The 25730-nt window shown below is 38.0% G+C and carries 28 protein-coding genes and 1 other annotated feature; of the genes, 19 read left to right on the top strand and 9 right to left on the bottom strand.

Annotation, left to right across the window (positions count from 1 at the left end; genetic code table 11):
* The first annotated feature begins 210 nt into the window (after nt 1-210).
* The 5 genes from VXN63_RS06315 (at nt 211) to VXN63_RS06295 (ending at nt 5906) form a co-directional block, all read left to right on the top strand.
* Complete coding sequence (locus VXN63_RS06315; RefSeq protein WP_327757164.1) at nt 211-2562, top strand: HAD-IC family P-type ATPase; 2352 nt, start codon at nt 211-213, stop codon at nt 2560-2562.
* Between the two features lie 270 nt (nt 2563-2832).
* Nucleotides 2833-3402: a helix-turn-helix transcriptional regulator gene (locus VXN63_RS06310; protein ID WP_327757163.1), complete on the top strand. Its 570-nt coding sequence runs from the start codon at nt 2833-2835 to the stop codon at nt 3400-3402.
* Nucleotides 3403-3640: 238 nt separating this feature from the next.
* On the top strand, nt 3641-4576 hold the full coding sequence (locus tag VXN63_RS06305) for an ABC transporter ATP-binding protein (protein ID WP_327757162.1): 936 nt from the start codon (nt 3641-3643) through the stop codon (nt 4574-4576).
* Nucleotides 4569-5339, top strand: a complete 771-nt coding sequence (locus VXN63_RS06300; RefSeq protein WP_327757161.1) for an ABC transporter permease — start codon at nt 4569-4571, stop codon at nt 5337-5339. Before VXN63_RS06305 ends, VXN63_RS06300 begins: the two co-directional genes overlap by 8 nt.
* 186 nt (nt 5340-5525) lie before the next feature.
* The gene (locus VXN63_RS06295) at nt 5526-5906 is read left to right on the top strand and encodes a VOC family protein (protein ID WP_327757160.1); all 381 of its coding nucleotides are present in this window, start codon (nt 5526-5528) and stop codon (nt 5904-5906) included.
* Between the two features lie 65 nt (nt 5907-5971).
* Here the strand turns inward: VXN63_RS06295 and VXN63_RS06290 are convergent, their stop codons facing one another.
* A complete protein-coding gene (locus VXN63_RS06290) occupies nt 5972-6427 on the bottom strand; it encodes a VOC family protein (protein ID WP_327757159.1) in 456 nt (151 codons plus the stop codon).
* A 78-nt stretch (nt 6428-6505) separates the two neighbouring features.
* Between VXN63_RS06290 and VXN63_RS06285 the strand changes: the two genes are divergently transcribed.
* Nucleotides 6506-7417, top strand: coding sequence for a helix-turn-helix transcriptional regulator (locus VXN63_RS06285; RefSeq protein ID WP_327757158.1), 912 nt, complete (start codon nt 6506-6508; stop codon nt 7415-7417).
* A 94-nt stretch (nt 7418-7511) separates the two neighbouring features.
* Here the strand turns inward: VXN63_RS06285 and VXN63_RS06280 are convergent, their stop codons facing one another.
* Together VXN63_RS06280 and VXN63_RS06275 are read right to left on the bottom strand one after the other, a co-directional pair.
* Nucleotides 7512-8081: a YdeI/OmpD-associated family protein gene (locus tag VXN63_RS06280; protein WP_327757156.1), complete on the bottom strand. Its 570-nt coding sequence runs from the start codon at nt 8079-8081 to the stop codon at nt 7512-7514.
* A 50-nt stretch (nt 8082-8131) separates the two neighbouring features.
* Nucleotides 8132-8782, bottom strand: coding sequence for a YczE/YyaS/YitT family protein (locus tag VXN63_RS06275; protein ID WP_327757154.1), 651 nt, complete (start codon nt 8780-8782; stop codon nt 8132-8134).
* 291 nt (nt 8783-9073) lie between these two features.
* Here VXN63_RS06275 and VXN63_RS06270 point away from each other — a divergent pair, with 291 nt between their 5' ends.
* From VXN63_RS06270 to VXN63_RS06245, 6 genes are all read left to right on the top strand, one after another.
* Nucleotides 9074-9493, top strand: coding sequence for a MarR family winged helix-turn-helix transcriptional regulator (locus tag VXN63_RS06270; protein ID WP_327757152.1), 420 nt, complete (start codon nt 9074-9076; stop codon nt 9491-9493).
* 2 nt (nt 9494-9495) lie between these two features.
* A complete protein-coding gene (locus VXN63_RS06265; RefSeq protein WP_327757151.1) occupies nt 9496-10125 on the top strand; it encodes a nitroreductase family protein in 630 nt (209 codons plus the stop codon).
* A gap of 17 nt (nt 10126-10142) precedes the next feature.
* The gene (locus tag VXN63_RS06260; protein ID WP_327757150.1) at nt 10143-10430 is read left to right on the top strand and encodes a putative quinol monooxygenase; all 288 of its coding nucleotides are present in this window, start codon (nt 10143-10145) and stop codon (nt 10428-10430) included.
* 3 nt (nt 10431-10433) lie between these two features.
* Complete coding sequence (locus VXN63_RS06255) at nt 10434-10793, top strand: DUF1304 domain-containing protein (protein ID WP_327757149.1); 360 nt, start codon at nt 10434-10436, stop codon at nt 10791-10793.
* A 232-nt stretch (nt 10794-11025) separates the two neighbouring features.
* Nucleotides 11026-12024, top strand: a complete 999-nt coding sequence (gene add / locus VXN63_RS06250; protein ID WP_327757148.1) for an adenosine deaminase — start codon at nt 11026-11028, stop codon at nt 12022-12024.
* 28 nt (nt 12025-12052) lie between these two features.
* Nucleotides 12053-12286, top strand: a binding site (T-box leader).
* A 46-nt stretch (nt 12287-12332) separates the two neighbouring features.
* Complete coding sequence (locus tag VXN63_RS06245) at nt 12333-13547, top strand: MFS transporter (protein ID WP_327757147.1); 1215 nt, start codon at nt 12333-12335, stop codon at nt 13545-13547.
* Nucleotides 13548-13610: 63 nt separating this feature from the next.
* Here the strand turns inward: VXN63_RS06245 and map are convergent, their stop codons facing one another.
* Entirely contained in the window at nt 13611-14351 is a 741-nt protein-coding gene (gene map, locus VXN63_RS06240) for a type I methionyl aminopeptidase (protein ID WP_327757146.1), read from the bottom strand.
* Nucleotides 14352-14598: 247 nt separating this feature from the next.
* Between map and VXN63_RS06235 the strand changes: the two genes are divergently transcribed.
* Nucleotides 14599-16122, top strand: a complete 1524-nt coding sequence (locus tag VXN63_RS06235) for a glycoside hydrolase family 43 protein (protein ID WP_327757145.1) — start codon at nt 14599-14601, stop codon at nt 16120-16122.
* 89 nt (nt 16123-16211) lie between these two features.
* On the opposite strand, the gene VXN63_RS06230 is transcribed toward VXN63_RS06235, so the two are convergent.
* Both VXN63_RS06230 and mazE read right to left on the bottom strand, forming a co-directional pair.
* Nucleotides 16212-16556 carry a type II toxin-antitoxin system PemK/MazF family toxin gene (locus tag VXN63_RS06230; protein ID WP_327757169.1) on the bottom strand — a complete coding sequence of 115 codons (345 nt, stop codon included), beginning with the start codon at nt 16554-16556 and terminating at the stop codon, nt 16212-16214.
* Nucleotides 16553-16783, bottom strand: a complete 231-nt coding sequence (gene mazE / locus VXN63_RS06225; RefSeq protein ID WP_327757144.1) for a type II toxin-antitoxin system PemI/MazE family antitoxin — start codon at nt 16781-16783, stop codon at nt 16553-16555. Before mazE ends, VXN63_RS06230 begins: the two co-directional genes overlap by 4 nt.
* 279 nt (nt 16784-17062) lie before the next feature.
* Between mazE and VXN63_RS06220 the strand changes: the two genes are divergently transcribed.
* The gene (locus tag VXN63_RS06220; RefSeq protein WP_327757143.1) at nt 17063-18070 is read left to right on the top strand and encodes a tRNA dihydrouridine synthase; all 1008 of its coding nucleotides are present in this window, start codon (nt 17063-17065) and stop codon (nt 18068-18070) included.
* A gap of 48 nt (nt 18071-18118) precedes the next feature.
* Here VXN63_RS06220 and VXN63_RS06215 read toward each other — a convergent pair whose 3' ends face one another.
* Nucleotides 18119-19003: a MurR/RpiR family transcriptional regulator gene (locus tag VXN63_RS06215; RefSeq protein WP_327757142.1), complete on the bottom strand. Its 885-nt coding sequence runs from the start codon at nt 19001-19003 to the stop codon at nt 18119-18121.
* A gap of 209 nt (nt 19004-19212) precedes the next feature.
* Between VXN63_RS06215 and VXN63_RS06210 the strand changes: the two genes are divergently transcribed.
* The 3 genes from VXN63_RS06210 (at nt 19213) to VXN63_RS06200 (ending at nt 22001) form a co-directional block, all read left to right on the top strand.
* Entirely contained in the window at nt 19213-20226 is a 1014-nt protein-coding gene (locus VXN63_RS06210) for a Gfo/Idh/MocA family oxidoreductase (RefSeq protein ID WP_327757141.1), read from the top strand.
* Between the two features lie 42 nt (nt 20227-20268).
* A complete protein-coding gene (locus tag VXN63_RS06205; RefSeq protein WP_327757140.1) occupies nt 20269-21246 on the top strand; it encodes a Gfo/Idh/MocA family protein in 978 nt (325 codons plus the stop codon).
* A gap of 176 nt (nt 21247-21422) precedes the next feature.
* Entirely contained in the window at nt 21423-22001 is a 579-nt protein-coding gene (locus VXN63_RS06200) for a uracil-DNA glycosylase family protein (protein ID WP_327757139.1), read from the top strand.
* Here VXN63_RS06200 and VXN63_RS06195 read toward each other — a convergent pair.
* Nucleotides 21996-22838, bottom strand: a complete 843-nt coding sequence (locus VXN63_RS06195; protein WP_327757138.1) for an SDR family NAD(P)-dependent oxidoreductase — start codon at nt 22836-22838, stop codon at nt 21996-21998. The genes VXN63_RS06200 and VXN63_RS06195 overlap by 6 nt on opposite strands.
* 21 nt (nt 22839-22859) lie before the next feature.
* Nucleotides 22860-23528 (bottom strand): cyclic nucleotide-binding domain-containing protein, encoded by a 669-nt coding sequence (locus VXN63_RS06190; protein ID WP_327757137.1) that lies wholly within the window; start codon nt 23526-23528, stop codon nt 22860-22862.
* Between the two features lie 198 nt (nt 23529-23726).
* Between VXN63_RS06190 and VXN63_RS06185 the strand changes: the two genes are divergently transcribed.
* Both VXN63_RS06185 and VXN63_RS06180 read left to right on the top strand, forming a co-directional pair.
* Entirely contained in the window at nt 23727-24638 is a 912-nt protein-coding gene (locus tag VXN63_RS06185; protein WP_327757136.1) for a phosphate/phosphite/phosphonate ABC transporter substrate-binding protein, read from the top strand.
* Between the two features lie 264 nt (nt 24639-24902).
* On the top strand, nt 24903-25703 hold the full coding sequence (locus VXN63_RS06180) for a metallophosphoesterase family protein (RefSeq protein WP_327757135.1): 801 nt from the start codon (nt 24903-24905) through the stop codon (nt 25701-25703).
* Nucleotides 25704-25730 lie beyond the last annotated feature (27 nt).

The raw sequence follows: 25730 nt of genomic DNA, 5'->3' as shown, positions 1-25730 counted from the left end.
AAATAACGTTGGTGAATTCTCACCAACGTTATTTATTATAGAACCGTTTTTTTGTACAAGTCAGTAGTAGAATCGGTATGATAGGTATACTTAAAGAAATCTAAAGAAAGACTGAACTCGGTCTTTAGTCTGAGGTTAAATAAAAAAGGAACGCGTATGCTATAGAAGGAAAAGGGGTTACTAGCTTAATGTACATAAGGAGAAGATGGAATGGCTGAAAAATCAGAATATGCAGGATTGAGTTATGCAGAAGTAGAAACACGAAAAGTACGTGGAGAAAGTAATGAAGCTTTGCCACCTATGACCCGAAGTTTCAAACAAATCTTCTTGGAAAATAGCCTAACCTTATTCAATCTTATTAATATTATTATCGCCGGATTTGTCATTTATACCGGGAGCTACAAGAACTTGCTCTTTCTTGGCGTCATCCTCGTCAATACTGCAGTAGGGGTTTTTCAAGAATTAAGGGCAAAGAAAAATATCGATGAACTGACTTTATTAAACCAAGCTAAAGCGACTGTTATTAGAAATGGTCAGCAAGAAGAGATCTTACAAGAAGAAATCGTGAAAAATGATTTACTTGTCATCAAACGTGGCCAACAGATTGTTGTAGATGGAATCGTGATTCAAACAAGCGGTATCGAATGTGACGAGTCTCAACTAACAGGAGAAGTTGATCCAATATTGAAACAAGTTGGAGATACTGTTTATTCAGGCAGTTTTGTGGTCAGTGGACAAGCCTTGGTGGAAGCGACAAAAGTCGGAAGAGAAAGCTATAGTTCTAAACTAACATTGGAAGCAAAAGGCGAAAAAAGTATCTACAGCGAATTACTCCAGACGATGAAAAAAGGGATTCGAATTCTGACTTTTGGCATTATCCCAATAGGTACAGCGTTGTTTATGTCTAGTCTACTTAGTGATATGTCTGTAAATCAAGCGATTCTGGGATCGACTGCAGCGATGATCGGAATGATTCCCGAAGGATTGATCTTGCTGACCACAGTCGCTCTAGCGGTCGGTGTGATTCGCTTATCTCGAAAAAAGGTCTTAGTGAAGACAATGGGGTCAATTGAAACTTTGGCTCGAGTAGATATTTTGTGTCTAGATAAAACGGGCACGTTGACGAGTGGAGAGTTGAAAGTCATTCAGACCAACGTGACTGGTGGACGAACTGAGAAAGCGTTCAAAGAACTGGTCGGTCGATTCGCTCATGACTTAAAAGAAGACAATGCAACGGGGCTTGCTTTGATGGAATCTTTCCTGGAAATGGATGAATCCTACCCTATTACAAAAACAATTCCCTTTTCTTCTGTTCGTAAATGGAGTGCCGTAGAGTATGATCAAAAAGGCACTGTGGTCATGGGTGCACCAGAATACTTATTTGATACCTTTACACCAGAACTGACAGAAAGTATGCGTCTAGCAACAACAGAAGGACTGCGCGTATTAGCGATTGCTTCAAGTGAAGCGCCGCTGATTGATCAATCCTTACCGAGTGGGCTTAGACTTGAAGGGATCTTATTTCTGGAAGATGAAATCCGTGCGAATGCACCACAAACCTTACAGTATTTCAGAGAACAAGACGTTGAAATCTGTATCATTTCAGGAGATCATCCACAAACCGTGGCCCAAATTGCAAAACGAGCAGGAGTGAAAGATAGCGATCAGCTAATCGATATGAGCAAGGTAGAAGATACAGCGGATTATCAGTCATTAGTAAAGGAAAACCGTATATTCGGACGTGTCAGTCCTGAACAAAAGCGTGCATTAGTAGAAGCTTTGCAGGCGAATGGAAGAACCGTTGGAATGACAGGCGACGGAGTCAATGATATCCTTGCGCTCAAAAAAGCGGATTGCAGTATCGTTATGGCAAACGGAAGCGATGCAACAAAAGGGATAGCCGATTTTGTTTTACTCGATTCTAATTTTGATTCCATGGTCGGTGTCGTTTTAGAAGGACGTAAAGTCGTAAATAATATCCAGCGAGTAGCTTCTTTATACCTAACCAAAACGATTTATTCCATTTTGTTGGCGGCGCTATTTATTTTTATCAGTTCACCTTATCCCTTTCAACCGATTCAACTTAGTCCAATCAGTACGTTGACGGTCGGGATTCCGTCATTCTTTTTAGCGTTAAGACCGAACGTCTCTCCCATTAAAGGTCGTTTTTTCCAGAATATCCTGGAGCCAGCCCTGGCGAGTGGATTGAGTGTTGTATTCTTTGCGTTAACAATACTATTTTTCGGCACTAGGCTAAACTGGACCTACGAAGAAACTTCAACCATTACCGTTTGGATGACTGGAATCGTCTGCTTCGTTGTGCTTTATCATATTGCTAAACCAAGCAACTGGAAAATTCTACTCATGATTGGTGTTCTTTCCGGAATCTTTTTGATTTTGTTCGTGTTCTTCGGTCAAATCTTTTCACTGGTTAGCTTATTCCAATGGCATTTGGCACTAGTATACATTCCGCTAATGCTCGTGGTCATACCATTATTTTACACACTGAAACAAATCATGCATCGACTGCTAGGGAATCACCGACAGGCCGAAAAAATGTAAATGATTTTTCCACTATTCAATTTTTGCAATATAGTCCTGTTAAGAAAAAATTTCAAATGTTACACTTATGACTTATCTTTCTGAGATAAGTCTTTTTTTGAGGGAAAATAAACTTGTTGAATGTCGTAATTCAGAGACTGAAAAATGCTATATAATGAAGATAGAGTATATGTAAAAAGATTTTGACATAGAAATTATGGCGACTATAAAGCTATTTGATGGCATAAATGTTCAGTTGGCGTTATCTTCATTTTATAAGGAGCGGATTAAATGAAACTGGGTAATCAAATAAAAAAATATCGGAATAAAGAGAATCTCTCTCAGGAGGAGTTAGCCGAGAGGATATATGTTTCGCGTCAGACAATCTCAAACTGGGAAAATGAACGTAGTTATCCGGATGTTCACAATTTATTGTTACTTAGTGTATTATTCTCTGTTTCCTTAGATGAACTAGTGAAAGGGGATGTTAGTAAAATGAAAGATGAAATTTCTCGTTTAAATATGGATAAGTATACTAAAGTGATGATGTTTTTTATTGCAATGTCTATGCTGTCAATTGGTCCTTCTCTTTACTTGCCAAAATACTGGTTTTTCGTTCCACCATTCATTCTGTGGGCGATAGGTATGTACGCATCAATAAAAGTTGAAAAAATGAAAAAGGCAGAGAATATTCAGACATTCAGAGAAATCATAGCATTTATGGAACACCGGGATATTGAAGAAGTAAGAAAAACCAGAAATAATGTGAAAGATGGGTTGTCAAAATTTTTTATAGTTATGGCTTTCTTATTAGTAGGGGTCATCATTGCTGTCTTATCAATATTTATCTTCAATTTCTAATAGAATAATAATGTTAAACACTAAAGGTATTGATCTTTGGACAGTAATAGACAAATTGACTTTGAAGAATCGCTAACTAGAGGATTCTTCTTATTTGTTTCAAGTACGATTAGTTCAATCTATAAAACTTATTGAATCTACTACTAAAAATATTATGAGACATTATGCATCTTTTACAATTTGTAAGTAAATTCATGATAAAATAAAGAAATCACATCTATAAGGAGATCATGAGTAAATGACATACGCACTAGAAATAAAAGACTTGAAAAAAGTCTATGGTACAGGCGTTGAAGCCCTACGTGGAATCGATCTAACCGTGGAAGAAGGCGACTTCTATGCTTTGCTAGGTCCTAACGGTGCCGGTAAATCAACTACGATTGGAATTATCACCTCACTAGTCAACAAAACATCTGGTAAAGTGAATGTTTTTGGCTACGATATTGACACAGACCTTGTTCGCGCTAAGCAACAAATCGGACTTGTTCCTCAGGAATTCAACTTTAATCCTTTTGAAACGGTTCAGCAGATTGTTGTTAACCAGGCTGGTTACTACGGTGTTTCTCGTAAAGAAGCGCTAGAACGAAGCGAAAAATACTTGAAGCAATCTGATTTATGGGAAAAACGCGATGTTCGTGCCCGTATGCTTTCAGGTGGGATGAAACGTCGATTGATGATTGCCCGTGCTTTGATGCATGAACCGCGTTTATTGATTTTAGATGAACCTACTGCTGGTGTAGATATCGAATTGCGACGCGAAATGTGGACATTCTTGAGAGAGTTAAACGAGAACGGAACGACTATCATCTTAACAACGCATTATCTAGAAGAAGCAGAGATGCTCTGCCGTAACATCGGAATTATTCAGACAGGGGCGCTGATTGAAAATACAAGCATGAAGTCACTGCTTTCGAAACTTCAGTTTGAAACCTTTATCTTCGACCTAGAGCCTTCTGACAAGAAACCGGAAATCACTGGCTACCAAAGCCAACTTGTAGACGAATCAACATTAACAGTAGAAGTTGAACGGAATCAGGGTGTGAATGACTTATTTGAACAACTCAGCAGACAAGGAATCAAAGTATTGTCTATGCGCAATAAGTCTAACCGCCTAGAAGAACTATTCCTGAAAGTTACGGAAGAAAAACATCAAGTGGAGGAAACCAATGTTTAATCTTTATTTTACAGCCTTAAAAAGTCTGGCAGTCAAAGAAACGAATCGGTATCTGCGTATCTGGATACAGACTTTAGTACCACCGGTTATTACGACGTCTTTATACTTTGTCATCTTTGGGAATCTGATTGGAGACCGCATCGGAGAGATGGAAGGATTCTCTTACATGGAGTTCATCGTTCCAGGTCTGATTATGATGTCGATCATTACAAGCTCTTATTCAAATGTCTCATCCTCTTTCTTTTCTCAGAAATTCCAGAAAAATATTGAGGAAATATTGATCGCACCTGTACCGACCCATGTAATTGTTTGGGGATTCTTAATTGGTGGACTTGGAAGAAGTATTTTAGTAGGGATACTCGTTACCGTTATTTCTCTATTCTTTGTACCACTTCAAGTGTATTCTTGGGCTATTGTCATCATTACATTATTCATGACCTCTACGCTATTTTCACTAGCAGGATTATTGAACGGGATTTTTGCTCAATCGTTTGATGATGTTTCAATCGTTCCAACATTTGTTTTACAACCATTGACTTACCTGGGTGGAGTCTTCTATTCAATCTCTATGTTGCCACCATTCTGGCAAGGAGTGTCTAAAGTGAATCCAATCGTTTATATGATTTCAGGATTCCGCTATGGATTCCTTGGCGTCATCGATGTACCAATCATGTTATCGATGGGGATTTTAGTTGCGTTTGTCGTGGTGCTTTACGCAATTTGCTGGTATCTTATTGAAAAAGGTCGCGGATTAAGAACATAAGTTAAAATAAGAAAGCTGGTTCAGGACAATTAGATGTCTTGAGTCAGCTTTTTTCGTTTATCTTTGAGTATAACCCGCTTTGAATGTTCATTTACCAGTGAGTTCTAGTACGACTGGATAGGATTTGTTTTATACTAGATATATAAATAAGGTACTGAAAAATAGAGTGATAGAGGAGACGATAGGATGAGGATAGAACACGTAGCACTATGGACCAACGATTTAGAAGCCATGAAAGAGTTTTACGAGACGTACTTCAAAGCAATGAGCGGATCGCGTTATCATAATGAAAAAACAGGATTTACTTCTTACTTTCTGTCCTTTGATTCCGGAGCGAGACTGGAAATCATGCATAAAGACGGGATGACCAAGACTCAATCTGAAAGCATAGGATATGCACATCTAGCTTTTGCAGTAGGGACAGAAAAAATAGTCGATTCTTTGACAAATAAACTAGTAAAAGATGGATTTTCATTACTGAATGGCCCAAGAGTAACAGGAGACGGCTATTATGAATCAGTGATTGCGGATCCCGAAGGAAACTTGATTGAAATCACAACGGATTAACTAAACAAAAATAGCCCAACACTCTATTATTGAAGTGTTAGGCTATTTTTTATATAGAACCTTTACTAAGCGTTGAAACCGTTCAGAAATTTACTGGCATCACTGTTAAACTTCCAAGTTACTCCAAATGAATCAATCAGCATACCAAAGCTAGCAGACCATGGCATTGAAGCTAGTGGCATGATCACTGCTCCGCCTTCAGATAAGTTGGTGAAGAGCTGCTCATTTACTGTTGGCTCTGCATCTATTACGCTGATCAATACAGTATTTCCACTGGTAACTGGACCAGTAACAGCTTGCATAGAAGGTAAAACATCAGAAAGCATCAAGACATTTCCAGAAAATTCAATCCGTGCTTCCATAACCATTTCTTGTTCTGTTTCGGATAAAGGATAATTCGGATCTTGTCCAAAAGCACCAAAGCGGACTTCTGTTACGTCAGTTGCCTGTAAAGCATTTTTGTAAAACGATAGAGCCTCTGCTGCGTTGCCGTTAAGTTGAAGATAAGCGATAGTTTTCATTTTTTATTTCCTCCTTTTGATAATTGAAGTATACTTGGGTATCGATGACAACTGTATGTCGTATATAGGAGAATGGAAATGAAAAAAATTGAACGATTGATTTCAATGGTTATGATTTTACTACAAAAAGAAAAAGTTTCCGCTACGGAATTCAGCCAGCTATTTAATGTTACAAAACGGACGATTCAAAGAGATATTGAAACGCTGGGCTATGCCAATATCCCAATTTATGCAGAACTTGGATCCAAGGGTGGTTACGCCCTGATGGAGGAGTATAAATTCGACAAGCGACTTTTGACGCACGAAGATATTGAAAATATCCTGATCGCATTAAGTGGATTTGAAGGATTGATTGCTGACAGGCAGATACAGGCAACCATTCAGAAAATTAAAGGAATGACCACAATTTCAGCATCACCAAAATTGGGTCTATCTTTTTACGAATGGGCCGGCAGAAATGAGATGCGAGAAGAAATTTCACTGATCAATCAGGCCATCGAACATCATTGGCGATTGAAAATAGCCTACGTTGACCGAGAAGGGAATAGGTCACAGCGTGCTGTAGAACCCTATGGATTACAGTTGAACGAAATGCATTGGTATCTGGTAGCCTATAGTTTGGATAGAGAAGATTATAGAACGTTCAAGTTAACGAGAATTCTATCTATTGAAAGAGAAGGATTTTTCTCACCAAGACTAGCTCCTGTTTATGAGAAACCCTCTGTTCAAAAAATGCAGCAGGAGATGACTCAAGTAAGCTTGTGTATAGCGCTTGAAGTAAGAGATCAGTTTATAGAGCGATACGGAAAAAGTGCAGTAAGCGAAGTAGTAGATGGAAACTGCATAGTCAATCTATCTTTGCCAGAGAATCAATATGCTTTTCAATTTCTAGCGGGCTTTGGAAGTAAAGTTAAAGTACTTGGACCGGATCAATATAGAAATCAATATATCCTCTTCTTAAAAAAAGCCCTTGAACTATATGAATCCTGATAAATCCCCTAAAAGAATGTATGCATAAAAGAGGCTGCGCTTAGAAATATCTAGCGAAGCCTCTTTGTGTCATCATTTAGATAATCAAAAACACTCATTCTTCTATCAAACGACCGTGATCATTCCATTGACCATAGAGTCTATGTTCTCTTGTATGTAAAAGGAATTTTTCTAATCGTTTACGAAATAAATCTGGTTGATTCTTGTAGCTTTGGATCGTATCGATTCTGATCCTTCTGTATAATTCCGGAAAACTTAGAAATATTTGATATAAATCTGGATCCGTTTTTAATGCTTGTTCAATTTCTGGATCGATTTTAAAGGCACTCGGATCCATTTCAGGCAACACTCGACGGCCGCTATCGGTCATAAGTCCCAGACGTTCTAATCTACGAACACGTTCTTTATTTAATTCTGTCCAGTTACTGTTAGGTTTTCTAGGAGATAAGCGTTGAACGAGTCTACCGTCAGCTAGCTTCTTTTTGATGCCGTCGATCCAGCCAAAGCAGAGCGCTTCTTCAACAACATCCAAGTACTGAATAACGTTATCTTGTTCTTTCATACCAACAACGATCCAGCAGAATTTTTCAGTCTCCGCATACTTTTCTAACCAGCATCTAAACGTTGCTCTCGACGTTACGGTGAGAAGTGGTTCAGTGTCCATTTTACAGGCTCCTATCAGAATCTCTTATATATTATAGAGTTCACATCCAATTAAACAGCAGTTGCTTCGCTTTCAGTGCGGTTAATCAGCGGCTGAAGTCTTTTGATGATAATGCCTAATAAAGGCGCAAAAATCAGCATACCAATAATCGTACCTTCCCTAACGGTTAGTGGAATATCTACTGTAAAAGTAAGGGATAGCGTTAAGATAACAGCAAGTATATCAACGGACTGTCGAATAACCGAGAAACGAGTCCCTACTTTCAAGGCAACAGCCATACAAAAAGCTTCTAAAGGAAAGGTCACGACATTCACGACCATCACCATACTCACGGCAAAAGCAGCTAAAAACGTACCTAGAAAGAAAAGAAGGGTGGACATCAAGTAGTTTGGTAGAACTAAGGTGTCAAAAATAGTGTAATAAAAGAAATTAACCAATACACCAATAAGGACGCTAGCAGGAATCTGAAGCAGCTGTCTGATTGGGAATTCTTTTCTCAATAGAACCAGTTGTCCAAAAACACAAGAAATATTCAGCATCATGCCAATTGTACCGACTTTAATCATTGAAATATGAGAAAGGGACTGGGCAATAGCATCCCACGGAGAAAGTCCGATGGCTGCTTTTATAGTCATTGAAGCGGATAACGATACAAGCGTCATGGATAGAATCATCAATGTAATTCTTTTAAACTTATGCACACGCAAATCTCCTATAGTTAGTAGTTAAAAATCATTTTATTTAAGGGAGTAAACAGGACTTGAATTTATTTGATTAAAAATAGTATATCAAAGATAAGCGCTAAATAAATCTTTTCTGAACAATAAATCTGTAAATACTTTAAATATTTTATAGCACCTTCAGTATTGAATAAATAATATTCCTAAAAGATTTTTACTTATTTTTGTATAGTAGGTTTACAAACAGATTCGTTTCACTTATAGTTGACTAGTCAATGATTGATAAGTCAAACGTTTGGAAGGAGGATGGAAATGGACCTTAAAGGATCTAGCAAGCTCTATTATCAGATCAAAATCGCAAATCAGGTCATGGTATCCAGGTTTGAGAAAAAAGTTGGATTTAGTCTGACCAGGTACGAATTAATGGTATTTCTTAAAGAATCCGGGAAATGCTCACAGAAAAAAATACAGTCTGAACTGTGTATAGACAGCGCCGCTGTTACGAGACATTTAAAGATTTTAGAAGAAAAAGGATACGTGATTCGTGAAAGAAACAAAGATAATAACCGCGAAGTCTTCGTAGAGGTCACTGAAAAGGCGAAAGAAGAACTGATGAACTGTGAAAAACAATTTGATGCTTCGCAAAGTGCTTTATGCCATTCACTGACTCCGGAAGAAGAAGAACAATTAGCAACGTTGCTTCAAAAAATAATTAAACAAGAAGAGGGTTAAGAATGACAATGAATAACGATTTTTCAGATATCACTTATAACAGAAAATCCATCCGAGTTTACGATGAGAATGTAAAAATTCCTCACGAAGAAATGCTTGAAATGCTCCAGAAATCAACGATTGCACCCTCATCTGTCAACATGCAGCCTTGGCGTTTTGTAGTAGTTGAGAGCGATGAAGAAAAAGCGAAATTAAAACCATTAATCCGTTTTAACACTAGACAAAATGATACATCTTCAGCAATGGTGCTTATTTTTGGGGATATGGAATGTTATGAGTACGGAGAAGAAATTTATGATCAAGCAGTAGCAGAAGGTAAAATGTCTCAAGAAGTCAGAGATGAGCAAATTTCTGCTATCATCCCTTATTACAAGAACCTTACTAGAGAAGAAATGAACGATGTTGTAAAAATCGATTCAAGTCTAGCTGCTATGCAATTTATGTTAGTTGCACGTTCTTATGGATACGACACAAACCCTATCGGTGGATTTGAAGCAGACCAGTTAGCAGAAGCATTTGGTTTAAACAAAGACCGTTATGTACCTGTTATGATTTTGTCTGTTGGTAAAGCAGTAGAAACGGGTTACAATTCTATTCGATTAGATGTAAAAGAATTCACTACTTTTAAATAAGAGAGGAAGATTATCAAATGAAAGTCATTAATGCATCGTTTTTCATTAAAGAAGATAAACGCGAAACATTTTTAGCAGATACGAAAGCACTGATTGCAGAAACAAGAAAAGAAGAAGGGTGTATTGAATACCACCTTTACGAATCAGTGGAAGAAAGAAACACATTCATCATGATGGAAATCTGGGCAGATCAAGCAGCCATCGAAATCCATAACCAAAGTCCCTTACTACAAAAATTATTTGGTAATGTAGCAGACTTTAGTGCAAAACCACCTGTCTTAAGAGTTTCTGAACTGGGAGAATAAATGATGTCGATACTGTCTACTATACTGACAACAGTGGTGGCACTTGAATTTTTCTATATCTTTTACATTCAAACGATTAAGACAACTTCTAGTACAACCAGTCGAATATTTAATATGAATCAGAATGAACTGAAACAAAAATCTCTGAACACCTTACTCAAGAACCAAGGCGTATATAATGGTTTAATTGGACTGGGACTGCTTTATAGTACCTTCTTCTCGACCGCCTCTCTTGAAATCACGAGGCTCATATTAATTTACATTATTCTTGTAGCTTTATACGGTAGCATCACAAGTAGTAGAAAAATCATTTTGACCCAAGGTGGACCCGCAATAATCGCCTTGATCTCGACTGTATTCTAATGAAGATTCAAATAACAGACTACTTCGGTTTTTAGAAGTAGTCTGTTATTCGTTTTTCTAGTGAAAGGTTACTCGAAATGAATTAGAATCTCAAAAAAAGATTCAATAAGCGAACTCTAAAAGTTAGTTCAATAAAAAACGTCTGTTAATCAGCTCGAAAATCTGTTATGATAATCTTTAAAAATATCATGAGGACAGCGAAGTCGCTGAATAGATTACCAGGAGGTAAACGATGAATAGAACGCAGATACATAAACTTCCTAAAGTTGAGTTGCATTGTCATTTAGATGGATCTGTTCCAATCAATCTGTTGAAAGAAATGGCACTTGAACAAGGGAAGGACCAAAAGATCATGGATAGCGTTAGAGCACCAGAGGATTGTGAAGATTTAGAAGATTACCTTTCTTGCTTTGATGTGATTTTATCCGTCTTACAGACTGAAAAAAACTTAGTGAGAGCCGTTTATGCCGTTATCGAAGAAGCTCACAAAGAAAATGTACGGTACTTGGAACTCCGTTTTGCACCACTCCTTCATTTAGCAAAAGATTTGACACCAAAACAAGCCATTGCAGCAGTCAGTGAAGGCGTAGTGAAAGCAAAAGAAGACTTTCCAATTCATGTCAATATTCTTGTATGCGCACTCCGAAAAGATTCGGAAGAAGAAAATATGCAACTCTTTGAAGCCGTACATGAACTGAAAGCTACATACGTAGTAGGAATCGATGTAGCAGGAGATGAAGCGAAATACCCGAATGAATGTGTTGAAAAATCTGTTCGATATGCGGACGAAAACCATTTTCAAATCACCATGCATTCGGGAGAATGTGGATGTGCTCGAAATGTGCTGACTGCTATGCACTTAGGTGCGACCCGAATCGGACACGGTGTAGCTATTCAAAACGATCCAGCAGTGTTAAAAGAAGTTAAGGACAGAAATGTTTTACTCGAGATGTGTCCTACTAGTAATGTTCAGACAAGAGCCGTAAAAAGTTGGGCAGACTATCCGCTCAGATTCTTTCTTGACCAAGGCATTCCTGTTAGTATCAATACAGATAACAGAACCGTGTCTAATACGACATTGACGGACGAATTTATGTTATGCGTAAAACATTGTCAACTGACTAAGCAGGAAATGAAAATAATCCTTTTGGACTCAGTTCAGCATTCATTTGCAACTGAACAAATAAAAAAAGAAATAACAAAACAGATAGACATTCAATTTGCACAGTGATATACTCATGTACAAATCAGCAAACAAATTAAAAGCGTTTAGAAAGAAAAGTAGTTACTCGGATTGTTTAAGAGAGCCTATGGTTGGTGAGAATAGGTACAAGAAAAGTGATGAAACAAGTCTTTTTAGCTTCTATGTGGATTCTTTTTGATACATAGACGTCAGTCCTCGTTACCGGACTAAGTATTTATTGATACTGAATGAAGAGAAAGTCATGTACTTTCAAAAATGGATGGCACCGTGATAATTTATCGCTCCTAGATTAATTTCTAGGGGCTTTTTTTGTATTCTAAAGGAGGAATTAAATAATGGAAAAGACAAATCGAACGATTACCGCTCTACTGACAAGCGTAGGGTTATCGAACATAGGCGAGTGGATTTATTTTATCGCTTTGAATATGATTATTTTGAGTAATGGAGGGAATGCATTCTCAGTAGGTTTGTTATATATTATAAGACCTATTGCAGATTTACTGACAAATATTTCATTTAATGCCTACATAGATCAATTACATAAAAAGAAATGGATGGTCTTATTAAGCTTTTTTAGAGCCTTTTTGGTAGGAATTCTCATACTCAATCAAGAACTGTGGATCATTTACATGGTTGTATTTTTCATTCAAGCATGTAGTTCAATCTATGATCCACTCAGTTTAGGCTTTGTTAAATTAGCGATCCCAAAAGACAAAATCAAAAAATTCAATTCTTGGAAAAGTGTCGTAAGTTCAGGAGGCTTTCTGATTGGACCAGCTATTGCTGGAATACTCCTGTCGGTAGGGACTCCTTTGATTGCTATTATCGTCAACGTAGTCGCATTATTCTTAGCAGGCGTTATTCAATTGTCTCTGCCTGATTATAGTGGTAGAAGAGTCAAAGAGTTAAACAAGCGTTCTTTGTTATTAGACAATAAAAAGGCTTTACTGTATTTAAAAGATTTCTACAAGAACCATCATAGAATGGTCTATCTTTACTTCTTTATATCTTCTCTGACGGTTCTAGCGGCAGGATTAGACTCTGTTGAAGCAGCGTTCTCAATCAATGTACTGATGATGAGCGAACAAGAATATGGATTATTAGTAAGCATAGCGGGAGCAGGATTTGTAACAGGTGCGATACTGAATAGTTTTATAGTAGAAAAATTGACAATCAAGCAAATGATTATTTTTGGTAGCATTGTCTATGTCTCAGGCTATCTGGTTTTCAGTACATCTTCTGGCTTTGAAGTAGCAAGAATTGGCTTCTTCTTACTTTCTTTTGCCTTAGCCTTTATCAATACAGGGTTTTTAACCTTTATTCAAATTGTCTTTCCTGAAAATAGAATTGGACAGCTGACAACGGCATTTAATACCATTAACTCCGTCCTTCAAATGATTGTCGTTGCAGCGGTCAGCGGACTCGGCAGTTTCATCAGTATAAGACTGGTGCTCATTGCGACTGAGCTTTTTATGGTCGGGATCGTCTTTCTAATCATACGCCATTCAAACATCATGGAAGTTGATCATCCTGTAATTGTAAAAGAATAAACAAAATAGCATCAAAAGCACAGAGAAAACACTGTGCTTTTGATGCTTCAAGTTAAAATCGTTTTATAGCGTTACAATAATCGGTCCGTCTTCAGACACGATGATCGTATGTTCAATTTGAGCCACTTTGCTTTGTTCAACCGCCAAAGTCCAGTCGTCATCTTTTTGATAAATTTCTTCTTCAAAAGAAGAAATAAAGGGTTCAAAAGCAATGACCATACCTTCTTTTAACTGAACGTTATCCCATTTATTTTTATAATTGAAGATGTGTTTGGGTGATTCATGTATAGAACGGCCTACGCCATGACCGGTTAGATTCATAATAACCGTCAAATCATTTTGCTTAGCTGTTTTGTGTACAGCTTCTCCAAGGTCGCTTGTCGTAGATCCAGGCATCGCTTTTTTAAGTCCTGCTTCAAAAGCAGCTTTTGCCACTTCACAGACTTTAGCGGATAACTCAGAGCCATTTCCGACTACGAAAGACAAACCAGTATCCGCAAAATAACCATTCTTTGATCCAGAGATATCGATATTCACTAAATCTCCTTCTTGGATTACGCGGTCTCCGGGAATACCGTGAGCCACTTCTTCATTAACACTGATACAAGCAAAGCCAGGAAAATCATAGACGCCTTTTGGTGCAGATACCGCGCCAGCTTCTTCAAATCGCTTACCCGCTATTTCGTCTAGTTCTTTTGTTGTAATGCCTGCTTTTGTTTGTTCGATCAGTTCATCTCGAATCGCTCCGCAGATTTTTCCGATTTCTTTTAATCCATTATAATCTTCTTCTGTTTTTGCAATCATGTTATAGCCTCATTTCTTCTATTCAAAAAGTGTAAGTAGTTATTTTACCTTAATCATACTCCCTTTTGCCACTTTAAGAAACTCCATTCCACCAATAAGTGACGAAGTTGTCTTACTAAAGGATCATTTATCCAAGCTAAAGGTAGTAAAAACACGTATTTTACTATAAAAAAAGCTTATGCTTACTATATCAAAAGAAACCGATTACATTTAAAGTGGAGTTATCATTTAAAAAAGGGGACAGTCGATGAAGTATCAAAATCCAATCATTAGTGGCTTTTATCCAGATCCAAGTATTTGTAGAGTAGGAGAAGACTTTTATTTAGTAACTAGTTCATTTGAATATTTTCCAGGGGTACCCATTTTTCACAGTACTGATTTAGTGAACTGGAAACAATTAGGACACTGCTTGACAACAACAAAGCAACTGCCATTGATTGAAACGCCTAGTTCTTGTGGAATTTATGCACCAACGATCCGCTATCATGAGGGTGTATTTTATGTAGTGACCACCAATGTATTGGATGGTGGAAATTTCTTTGTAACTGCGACAGACCCAGCTGGCCCTTGGTCAGATCCAATCTGGTTCAAAGATAGCTATGGAATTGATCCTTCTTTCTTTTTCGATGAGGACGGAACTTGTTACTTGACTGGAACAGGTGGTCACGGAGAAGAGCCAGGAATCTATCAAGTAGAGATAGATGTCAAAACTGGAGCATATCTATCTGATCGGAAATGCCTTACAGTGGGAACAGGAGGCGCTTTTCCAGAAGGTCCTCATCTTTATAGAATAGGAGAATATTATTATCTGTTGATGTCAGAAGGGGGAACGGAATATGGACATATGCTGACGGTTTTCAGAAGCAAAACGCCGTATGGTCCATTTGAAGGTTATGAAAAGAATCCGATTCTCACTCACCGTAGTAAAGATCATCCCATTCAAGCCACTGGTCACGCCGATTTTGTACAACGTAGCGATGGATCTTGGTGGGCTGTCTTTTTAGCCATCAGACCCATTGGGTATCCGAGAAAATACCACTTAGGAAGGGAAACTTTTTTAGCGCCCGTATCTTGGACGGAAGATGGATGGCCGGTAGTAGGAAACGACGGAATGGTCGACGAAGTAATCGAAAGCGAGTGGCTTATAAACGAGCAGCACAAGGAATGGAAAGAACGGGATAACTTTGACCAAGCTACATTAAATTTGAAATGGATTTATAGAAGAAATCCTATAGAAGAACATTATTCATTGAATACCAAAGAAGGGTATTTAAGTTTGACGGGCTCGTCAGTAACTTTGAATGATACTGCTGCACATACCTTTATCGGTCGTAGACAAGAGCATTTCGACTGCAAAGTGTCTACCTCACTTCGATTTGAACCCAAAGAGTCAGAAGAAGCGGGGCTGACAGTTTTTGCGAATGAACATTTTCACTATGAGATTGGCTTGAGAAGCGTTAACGGAAAAACAGAAGCCTTTTTCAGAAAAACAGTCGGTTCGTTAACGCTTATTGAAAAACGACTGGATTATGAAGAAGATCGCATTGAATTATGTATAACAGCTGATTCTCAATGGTACCACTTTGAAATCGTATCTCCATCTGGAGAAGTGACCGAGTTAGGTAAAGGAGAGTGCGGCCTGCTTGCAACGGAAGTAGCTGGAGGGTTTACTGGAAACGTCTTTGGCTTGTACGCAACGGCAAATGGAAAAAAGACTGCTAACCAAGCACGGTTTAACTGGTTTGATTACAAACGATTTGGAAAAGTATAAAGCTTTCGGAAATATCCGTTAGAAATATAAACATACACGTCCGAGAAGTAAAGATCACTGTTCTTGGTCGTGTATGTTTTATTTTATCATTAAAATATATATTCTATTATTTGATTAATTTTTGCCATATCTTGTATGGGTAATTGGTCTTTGTATTTCAATTTTCTTTTTCTAAAATCAAGAGATTTTAATTGAGATATAAGGACTTGACCTTTAATATCTATACCATCAGGTAATGTGTATCTAGTTGGATTGTTTTTGATTGTAGAAGTAATAGGGCAAATCACAGCAAACATTGTTTTACGATTGAAGTCGTATCTAGATACGACTAGACCGGGTCGTCTTTTTTGGATTTCTTTAACAATTGAAGGATCAAAATCGATCCAAACGATATCGCCTTTTTTAGGAATAAATATTTCCGTTTCTTCTACTATAACAATTCTCTCCCTACTGGTTCAATATCTGCCCACTCATCTTGATCATAATACTCACCTTCAATACCTTTAGTAAAAGGATCTTCAATTTTTGGAACCAAAGTAATCGTTCCATCTTCGGAATAAACCACAATGTATTCTTGATTAGGGTCCGGTTTTTTACCATTATCTGATGGTAAGGTAACGACTACTGAATTTCCTTGTATCCTAGATTTAGCTGTAAGCATACTATCACTCCTCAGTAATAGTATACCACCAAATACTCAATATTTTAAGTCTCATCTAATCACACTATATAGGTTTTTTATTATAAGAATCTACAAGATTTTACTATTATTGATGTGCCAACAACAAAAGACTTTTCAAGAAATACATAAAAGAGTATTTGACAAAATCTCTGTAAAAGATAAAATAGATAAAGTTAGTTTAAATGAGTTTCTAATCACTCATTTTATGCATAGGAACTGGATAGAGGACCTGATCAAGGAAGGAATTAAAGATTCAATATGGAAAATAACTTTTGGAATGAATTGCCGAAACCATTTTTCGTTTTGGCACCTATGGAAGATGTAACAGATGTTGTATTCAGACACGTTATTAGCGAAGCGGGTAGACCCGATGTTTTCTTCACAGAGTTTACAAATACAGTAAGTTATTGTCATCCAGAAGGGCGCAATAGCGTACGCGGACGTTTGACGTTTACTGAAGATGAGCAGCCAATCGTGGCACATATTTGGGGAGATCAACCGGAACATTTCCGCGAGATGAGTATCGATATGGCAAAAGAAGGCTTCAAAGGGATTGATATCAATATGGGCTGCCCCGTACCCAATGTAGCTAAAAAAGGTAAGGGAAGTGGGTTGATTCTTCGTCCAGAAGTTGCGGCTGAATTGATTGAAGCCGCTAAGGCTGGTGGATTACCGGTCAGCGTGAAGACAAGACTTGGCTACGCAAAACTAGATGAATGGCGCGACTGGCTGACACATTTATTGAAGCAAGATATCGCTAATCTATCTATTCACTTACGTACTAGAAACGAAATGAGCAAATACGACGCACACTGGGATATGATTGCAGGAATTAAAGAGTTACGTGATGAGATTGCACCCAATACGTTGCTGACGATCAATGGAGATATCCCTGACCGTAAAACCGGCTTAGAGCTTGTAGAAAAATACGGAGTCGATGGTGTCATGATCGGGCGTGGCGTATTTACAAATCCCTATGCTTTTGAAAAAGAACCAAGAGAGCATAGCGGTGCTGAATTACTGGAACTTTTAAGAATGCATTTAGATCTGTTCGATAAATATTCCGTTGGGGACGGGCGATCATTCAAACCGCTTCGTCGCTTCTTTAAAATTTATGTTCGTGGAATGAAAGGTGCAAGTGACTTGAGAGTTCAGTTGATGGAAACAACAACGACTGATCAAGTGCGTGCACTGCTGGATGCCTATGAAGCAGCAAACCAAGATGTTTTAGAAGACGAAAAAACGAGTGTCACTGTAGAACAATAAAAAATAGACTTCGCCTTAATGAACTGGCGAAGTCTATTTTTTTGCTTTCTATAACAAATCTCCTGGATACGGAAGATCAGCTAATGCCCCTTTATCAATAATCTGCTGCTTTTGTTTTAAGTTCATAAGATTTTTCTGATATTCTTTAGCATACAATACGGAAAATAACGTATCTAAAATGTATTCAAAAGCGACTTGAGAAGAAAAGGTACCGACTTTCAGAAAATCATATTCATCTTGAGTAGCGACAATCGACAAATCAACGAATGCTTGTAAAGAGGAAGTTGGATTACCTGTCAAAAGAATGGTCGGAACACCTTCTTTTGCAAAATAGTCAATGTATTGATCGTACTGAGGAATTTTTGCACTATAGGTGATAAAGACCGCGCAGTCATTTTTGGAAAGATTGGCTGCATTCCAAGCCTGATCGGCATAGTCTTCTGCAATCACTAGAAAACGGTTGAGCTTGACCATTTTATTTTGAAAGCTTCGAGCTCGGATTTGAGAATCCCCTTGTGCGAACAAAAAGATACGGTCAGCTTTCGTTAACATTTCTGCAGCGGTATCCAGTTTATCAGGCGTTAATTGCTCAGAAGCTCTTCTGATAGCTTCTATTGAAAGGTCCGCCATTTTCTGAGAGATTTGGCTTGTTGTATCCGTTGAATCAAAGGGGAAATTTGCATCGACTTTTCCCAGTTGATGCAAGTCTTTGTAAACTGTTTCAGAGAGTGCTAGTCGAAATTGTTTGTATCCCTCAAAGCCCAACTTTTTGGACAGGCGAACGATAGCAGAGTGAGAAGTATAAGTCTTTTTAGCGAGTGCCTCAATTCCAGTAGATGGAATTGAAGTAATATGTTCAAGAATATAGTTTGCAATTTGTTTATCAGTAGGGGTTAAGCCTTCTTGGCGTTTTAATTTATCAATTAGTAACATAAGTTCACCTTTTTATCAAAATGGTCTGGCTATCTTAAGTATACTATATAAGAAACAAACGCCGCATACAAAGGTGGTTTAAACAAAATGTTTAACGATTTTTTGAAACCGGCCTCTTTAATGGCAAAAGAAACCAGAATAGAAAAGAATCCTCCGAATCTAGTTTAAATCCATTATAATGAAGATAACGATTATAGAGGAGGCAAAACATGCTAACAATAGCTTATATAGGAAATGGTAAAAGTACAAACCGATACCATATACCTTTTTCTACAAAATTAAAAGACAAAATCAATATCAAAACGATTTATTCCCCTTCTGGTAAAAAAGATTGGACACCACTTGAAGGTGTTCACTATACAACCGATATCAAAGATATCTATGATGATTCTGAGATTCAATTAGTGGTCCTTTCTACCCCAGTTACGACGCATTTCAGTTTAGCTACAGAAGCTCTAGAAAATGGAAAGCATGTACTTGTTGAAAAACCATTCACTGAAACGGCTGAAGAAGCGCGTGCATTATTTATATTGGCAAAAGAAAAAGGCTTAGTGATTCAGTGCTATCAGAACAGACGATATGATTCCGATTTCCTTACAACACAAAAAGTGATTGAAAGTGGCGTACTCGGAGACATACTGGAAGTAGAGATGCATTACGATTACTACAGACCAGAAGTGCCTGAAAATACGACCTTTTCTAAAGAAGAAAGCTACCTTTACGGGCATGCGTGTCACACGTTGGATCAAGTCTTGTCCTACTTTGGTGAGCCAGAAAACGTTCATTACGACGTTCGTCAGCTTTTAGGCGAAGGCCGAATGAATGACTATTTTGATCTGGATCTTTATTATGACAAGCTGAAAGTATCTGTTAAATCTAGTTACTTCCGTCTAAAAGAACGACCAAGCTTTGTAATCTATGGGAAAAAAGGTGTGTTTGTTAAACATACAAAAGACAGGCAAGAAGAGCACCTCAAAGTCTTTTATATGCCAGACCATAAAGACTTTGGGATAGACTTACCTGAACATTATGGCGTATTGACGTATATGGATGATCAAGGACATTATCACGAGGAAAAAGTCATTTCAGAAGTTGGCGATTACAGTCAAGTTTACGCAGATCTTTATGAAACAATCGTGAATGGGAAAGAAAAGGTCATCAAAGACAGTGAGACGATTCTGCAGATGGAAATGCTAGAGGCTGGTATTCAGAAGTTAAAGTAGCCCATCAGTATAATAGATCAGAAGAAAAGTGGGAGGATTATGATGAAATTAGGTATATTAGGCTCAGGAATGATTGTGAAAGATTTTTTGAGTATGGTTGTAGATTTACCACAGATTGAGCTCAAAGGAATCCTTGGCACTGAAAGAAGTAGAGAGGTTATGGAAGAGCTCAAAGATGCCTATAAAATTGAGCATGTCTATACGGATATCGAGCAATGCTTAGCCAATGATACAATCGATACCATTTATGTTGCGCTGCCTAACCATTTGCATTATACCTTTACAAAAAAGGCGTTAGAAGCAAACAAACACGTTATCTGTGAAAAACCTTTCACATTAAGTTATGACCAGTTGGTTGAACTAGAAATGCTTGCGTCAAGTAAAAATCTGGTATTAATAGAAGCCATTACCAATCAATATTTAACGAACTACAAGAAAATAAAAGAAGAATTGAAAACACTCGGTAAAATCAAACTCGTAGAGTGTAATTATTCTCAGTATTCTTCAAGATATGATTCATTCAAAGAAGGAACCGTCCTTCCGGCATTCAATCCTAAAATGGGTGGTGGCGCCTTAATGGACATCAATATCTATAACATTCATTTTGTTGTTGGATTATTTGGGGAACCAGAAGCCGTTCATTATTTTGCAAATGTTGAACGAGACATTGATACATCGGGCACACTCGTACTCGAATATCCAGATACTAAAGTCGTTTGTATTGGAGCGAAAGATTCTACATCCGAGATTCAGTCTACGATTCAAGGAACAGATGGATCCATCATCGTTAAAGGCGCGACAAATGTTGTGGATGCTTACAAGAAGATCCTCAATAAAAAAGAAACAGAACTCGTTAATCATAATAGTCATCCACATAGAATGTATGAAGAATTTAAAGTGTTTGATGAAGTGATTAAAAATCGAGATACTGAGTTTGCAAAAAAACAACTGGCCCATAGCAAAGTAGTGATGAGCATTGTTGAAAAAGCACTACAACATGCAGGGATTTCGCTAGGTTAAACTCAAATAAATATAAAAAGTCATACTTATCTGCTCTTGATTTAGTCAAATCAGGAACGAGATTGGAATGGCTTTTTCTTTTTGTATAAAGAGAGAACAGTAGCCTAAACACTCCATTATATTCTGAAATCAGGGTATGTTATGCTAGAAAAAACGAAAGGAGACTGTGTAGTTAAATGACAATATTTGATGAAATCAAACAAGAAATTATGGAGGATCCGCTCAATAAAGTCTTCACGGAGAGAGGTGTTCCGCCTTTATTTAAAGCTTCTACAGATGCAACAATCGCAATCGTAGGTCAAGCTCCGGGCCGAAAAGCTGAAGAAACACAGTTGTTCTGGAATGATCCGAGTGGAGATCGTCTGCGTGAGTGGATGGGAATCACTAGAGAACAATTTTATACAACAGACAAAATCGCTCATCTACCAATGGACTTTTATTATCCAGGTAAAGCAAAATCTGGAGACGTACCGCCGCGCAAAGGATTTGCTGAAAAATGGCATCCCTGTTTACTAGAAGAGATGCCACAATTGGAGACAATTATTCTGATTGGAACGTATGCCCAGAAATATTATCTAGGAAAGCAACGTGGAAAAACATTGACAGAAACAGTCAGAAACTTTGAACACTATTTACCAGAATACTTACCACTCGTTCATCCTTCACCGCTGAATCATGGATGGCTAAAAAGGAACCCGTGGTTTGTGGAAGAAGTTGTGCCAGAGCTCAGAAAGCTCGTATCTATCGAATTATAAAGCTGTTAAATTCAGTTCTTTGAGTGTAGCATCAATGAATGTCCGACGCATAAGGAAGTCGCTTCCGTGTTTTTTAACAGCGGTAACCGTTCCTTCATCTGAATAGACACCGGCATAAATCTCAGGATGTTCAACAGCTGAAATCACTGACTGACTGCCTTGTTCAATCGTTACGAAAAAAGGAGCTAACAGACCAAAGACTAAATCTCCAGCTTTTTGTCCAACATTATTTTTTCCGATATTCGTTGAAACCATCCCCGGATGAACCGCCGTTACTTTAAGACCTTTCTTGGAGTACATTTCATGCAATTCTTGTGCTAGGTAAAGGGTGCCGAGTTTAGAACGACCATAACCGGTAATTGGATCAAAGTGTTTGGGATTAAAGAAGGGTTCTTTCATTGGAACAAATTTGTAGGCTCCAGATGATAAGATTATGATTTGTTTGCTTGAACTATTTTCTACTAGCGGTAACAGTTCGTGGGTCAGTAGGAATGGACCTAAATAATTTGTGGCCATCATTAGTTCATAGCCATCTACGCTTTTCTTTCTATGAGTAGAAACCATACCGGCATTATTGATGAGGCAATCAATATAAGTATAACGATCACGAATGGTTGCCGCAGCCGCTTTGACAGAAGCTAAGTCACTTAGGTCACATTCAACAAGTTCTACATATACAGAGGAGTTGGCCTCTATGAGTTCTTGTTTCAGCTGTTCTCCTTTTTCTAGATTTCGACAAAGTAGAAGTACACGATCAAATCTTGGAGCGAGAACTTTAACCGTTCCTCTACCAATCCCTGAAGTTGGACCGGTAATAGCTAAGATTGATTCAGACATACGATTCCTCCTATAGATTTATTAAAGACTTACGGTACTTGATAACTCTTCTAGTGCTTTGTAATCCAGAATCGTATAATGAGATTTATGTTTTTCTATAATCTGTGCTTCTCTAAAACTGGTAATGGTGCGCAATAAATGTCGATAGCTTACATTTAAAATGACCGCACAAGTCGTTAGTTGGTAAGAAAAGGTGAGGTCTTTTTCATGTTCCAAAATAAATTTTGCAAGACGAGTTTCTACAGGTTCCGTTAAAGAGTTTGCTAGATTCACCCCGGAATTTAGTCGATAACTTAATATTTGACAGATACTTTGAAGAAACCTGACATCGTTTTGAAGTGTCTGGCGGTATCGTTTCAGACTAATCCCCAAGCAAACACAAGACGTCATCGCTTTTACATTACTTTGAGGCGTCATCTCCCACAAAGAGGACGCTTCTCCAAGCAGGGTAGCTGGATGAGAGTAATCGATACAGATATTTTGAGTGTCAGATGAATAAGAATAAATCATTACAGTACCTTTGACTAGAAAATAGAGATAATCTGAACGACTGTCCGTTTGAATTAAGTGTTCGTCCTTATCGAACGAATAGAGTGCAGCAATCGATAAAAGATCTGTGTCCATATAGGACTGCAAGTCATGCTCTTTAATATAGTTTAGTAATTGTTCATCACGATTCAGTTTAAGCATTGAGATGAGAACTCCTCAAAATGGTTTTATTTTTATTATAAAGGATTCAGTTATGCACCACAATACGAACGAAGTTAGATTACAGGTGTTAAACGTATGTAAAAATAATGTAAATGTGACACGCGTCACTTCCAGATCAATCAACAATTGTTATGATAGAACAGTACTAGATACTAGTTCAAGCAGGAGGAGAAAAGAATGGCGTTCAAGCGATTGGCACAAGGGTTAGTTGGTTTGTCATTATTAGCGGTACTGTCAGCATGTGGAAACTCAGGGGATTCATCAGATGAAACACTCGTGGTTCAATTTGTACCAACGAATAACGATGGGACGATGGAAGCAAAGTCGGAACCATTTGCAGAGTATCTTTCCGAAAAATTGGATCGTGATATTGAAGTAACTGTCGCGACAGATTATTCTGCTATTGTAGAAGCAATGGATTCAGGTCAAGTGGATATTGGTATCATGCCACCAGCTGCTTATGTTCAAGCGAGAGAAACAGATGGCGCTGAAGCGATTTTGACGTCGCAATTAGGGGATTATGATCAAGAAACCGGTCTTCCGCTTGAAGGAGAGCTGACGAACACATTCAAAGGGGAAATATTGGTTCGTACGGATAGTGATATAGAATCTCTAGAAGATCTAAAAGGCAAGAACATTATCACCTTAAATCCGACTTCCGCAAGTGGCTATATTTATCCAATTGCAGAGATGAGAGAAGCTGGAATCGATCCAACAAATGAAGTGACCATGACGACAGTCAGTGATATTCCAAGCGAACTGTCAGCTGTGCTAAGCGAACAAGCCGATGCTGCTTTTGTATTTGAAGGCGCTCGAAACGTGTTTGCCTCTTTCTTTACGGAAGATGATTTGTTTGAGGAATTAAGAGTCCTTTATTTAACTGAAGGCGATATTCCAAATGATGCAATCGCTGTGCAACCAGAAATGGACGCAGAACTGAAAGAAGAGATCAAAGCAGCCTTCTTGAATATGAAAGATGATGAAGAAGGCTCGGAAGCCATGGCAATATGGGGGCACCAAGGGTATGAGGAAGCGGCTGATTCAGCGTATGACACCATTCGTGAGTACACTGAAAAAGCCAGTCAATAAAGTAATGATAGATAGTAGAGGATCGTTCGTTACTAGATTCAAGAAGGATCATTGAGAGGATTTTTCTTGAATGATCAGCCAGAGTAGAGGCTGGTCTGATTGTATATAAACATAAGGTAGAGTGTGCAACTAAAAAGCTTTTTGAGAGAAGCTTTTTAATTGCCATGCAAACGTAGAGTAGAATAAATACCGTCTTGATGGAGATCATGGCGGTATTTATAGTTATTTCTGGCTACGTAATTTGAGGAAAGAAAATGAGTATAGATGAATATAGTGCACATATCTGATATCCACTTCAGAAAAACCTATGAACAAAGCAGTGAAGGATACAAGGGAATGTTGGCGAAGATGCAAAGTCCTCTTATTCCGCTTAAAGAGTGTCTGGAAGAGATCCGAAACAAACAGGAAATTGATCTTCTGATCATCAGTGGAGATTTAACAGATGATGGAGAGGCAGAAGACTATCGATTCCTGAAACAAGTAATCCAAGAAATCGTCGGTGACATAAAAGTGATTGTTACATTAGGAAATCACGACATCAAAAGACAGTTTCGAGAAGGTTGGTTAAACGAAATATCGTCTGACGAACCGTATAATCTTATTGAGACTTTTGAAGACTTTCACGTTATTTCATTTGATAGCGCCATTTACGGAAACTCCAATGGACAGGTCAGTAAAAACCAAATGAAGTGGTTAGACCACGCGCTAGAACGCACACAGGACAAGCCAGTGATCGTAGTAACACATCACCATTTACTGGAACAACAAAGCTCTATCCCAAGTTTGCCAGAAGGTAAGCAAGTATTAGAAAAATTACAAGGTAATAATATATTGTGTATTCTAAGTGGACATACGCATCATGCCTATAAAACAAAAGTGGAGAATATTCCCTATTTCACGGTTGTAGGGATGTCTTTTGTAGGAGAAGATATCGGACAGTGTCAGGTACAGTTTGAAGAAAAATATGGGTACAACGTTTACCAGATTGAAAACGGTCAGTTCAAAGATGCAGAACAAAAGACGGTCTCAACAGGAAAACAGTTAAAAATAGTCGATATGAATTAATAAAGAATGAGTATTTAACAAACCTAG

Origin of the sequence: Marinilactibacillus sp. XAAS-LB27 (assembly GCF_036039175.1) — a bacterium.
GTDB lineage: Bacteria > Bacillota > Bacilli > Lactobacillales > Carnobacteriaceae_A > Marinilactibacillus.
The sequence above is the reverse complement of the archived record's forward strand: the minus strand, read 5'-3'. Positions and strand labels throughout refer to the sequence as shown.

What these genes read in the sequence shown, in the direction of transcription:
- VXN63_RS06315 (WP_327757164.1), top strand. Translation starts at nt 211, where the DNA reads ATGGCTGAAAAATCAGAATATGCAGGATTGAGTTATGCAGAAGTAGAA.
- VXN63_RS06310 (WP_327757163.1), top strand. Translation starts at nt 2,833, where the DNA reads ATGAAACTGGGTAATCAAATAAAAAAATATCGGAATAAAGAGAATCTC.
- VXN63_RS06305 (WP_327757162.1), top strand. Translation starts at nt 3,641, where the DNA reads ATGACATACGCACTAGAAATAAAAGACTTGAAAAAAGTCTATGGTACA.
- VXN63_RS06300 (WP_327757161.1), top strand. Translation starts at nt 4,569, where the DNA reads ATGTTTAATCTTTATTTTACAGCCTTAAAAAGTCTGGCAGTCAAAGAA.
- VXN63_RS06295 (WP_327757160.1), top strand. Translation starts at nt 5,526, where the DNA reads ATGAGGATAGAACACGTAGCACTATGGACCAACGATTTAGAAGCCATG.
- VXN63_RS06290 (WP_327757159.1), bottom strand. Translation starts at nt 6,427, where the DNA reads ATGAAAACTATCGCTTATCTTCAACTTAACGGCAACGCAGCAGAGGCT.
- VXN63_RS06285 (WP_327757158.1), top strand. Translation starts at nt 6,506, where the DNA reads ATGAAAAAAATTGAACGATTGATTTCAATGGTTATGATTTTACTACAA.
- VXN63_RS06280 (WP_327757156.1), bottom strand. Translation starts at nt 8,081, where the DNA reads ATGGACACTGAACCACTTCTCACCGTAACGTCGAGAGCAACGTTTAGA.
- VXN63_RS06270 (WP_327757152.1), top strand. Translation starts at nt 9,074, where the DNA reads ATGGACCTTAAAGGATCTAGCAAGCTCTATTATCAGATCAAAATCGCA.
- VXN63_RS06265 (WP_327757151.1), top strand. Translation starts at nt 9,496, where the DNA reads ATGACAATGAATAACGATTTTTCAGATATCACTTATAACAGAAAATCC.
- VXN63_RS06260 (WP_327757150.1), top strand. Translation starts at nt 10,143, where the DNA reads ATGAAAGTCATTAATGCATCGTTTTTCATTAAAGAAGATAAACGCGAA.
- VXN63_RS06255 (WP_327757149.1), top strand. Translation starts at nt 10,434, where the DNA reads ATGTCGATACTGTCTACTATACTGACAACAGTGGTGGCACTTGAATTT.
- add (WP_327757148.1), top strand. Translation starts at nt 11,026, where the DNA reads ATGAATAGAACGCAGATACATAAACTTCCTAAAGTTGAGTTGCATTGT.
- VXN63_RS06245 (WP_327757147.1), top strand. Translation starts at nt 12,333, where the DNA reads ATGGAAAAGACAAATCGAACGATTACCGCTCTACTGACAAGCGTAGGG.
- map (WP_327757146.1), bottom strand. Translation starts at nt 14,351, where the DNA reads ATGATTGCAAAAACAGAAGAAGATTATAATGGATTAAAAGAAATCGGA.
- VXN63_RS06235 (WP_327757145.1), top strand. Translation starts at nt 14,599, where the DNA reads ATGAAGTATCAAAATCCAATCATTAGTGGCTTTTATCCAGATCCAAGT.
- mazE (WP_327757144.1), bottom strand. Translation starts at nt 16,783, where the DNA reads ATGCTTACAGCTAAATCTAGGATACAAGGAAATTCAGTAGTCGTTACC.
- VXN63_RS06220 (WP_327757143.1), top strand. Translation starts at nt 17,063, where the DNA reads ATGGAAAATAACTTTTGGAATGAATTGCCGAAACCATTTTTCGTTTTG.
- VXN63_RS06215 (WP_327757142.1), bottom strand. Translation starts at nt 19,003, where the DNA reads ATGTTACTAATTGATAAATTAAAACGCCAAGAAGGCTTAACCCCTACT.
- VXN63_RS06210 (WP_327757141.1), top strand. Translation starts at nt 19,213, where the DNA reads ATGCTAACAATAGCTTATATAGGAAATGGTAAAAGTACAAACCGATAC.
- VXN63_RS06205 (WP_327757140.1), top strand. Translation starts at nt 20,269, where the DNA reads ATGAAATTAGGTATATTAGGCTCAGGAATGATTGTGAAAGATTTTTTG.
- VXN63_RS06200 (WP_327757139.1), top strand. Translation starts at nt 21,423, where the DNA reads ATGACAATATTTGATGAAATCAAACAAGAAATTATGGAGGATCCGCTC.
- VXN63_RS06195 (WP_327757138.1), bottom strand. Translation starts at nt 22,838, where the DNA reads ATGTCTGAATCAATCTTAGCTATTACCGGTCCAACTTCAGGGATTGGT.
- VXN63_RS06190 (WP_327757137.1), bottom strand. Translation starts at nt 23,528, where the DNA reads ATGCTTAAACTGAATCGTGATGAACAATTACTAAACTATATTAAAGAG.
- VXN63_RS06185 (WP_327757136.1), top strand. Translation starts at nt 23,727, where the DNA reads ATGGCGTTCAAGCGATTGGCACAAGGGTTAGTTGGTTTGTCATTATTA.
- VXN63_RS06180 (WP_327757135.1), top strand. Translation starts at nt 24,903, where the DNA reads ATGAATATAGTGCACATATCTGATATCCACTTCAGAAAAACCTATGAA.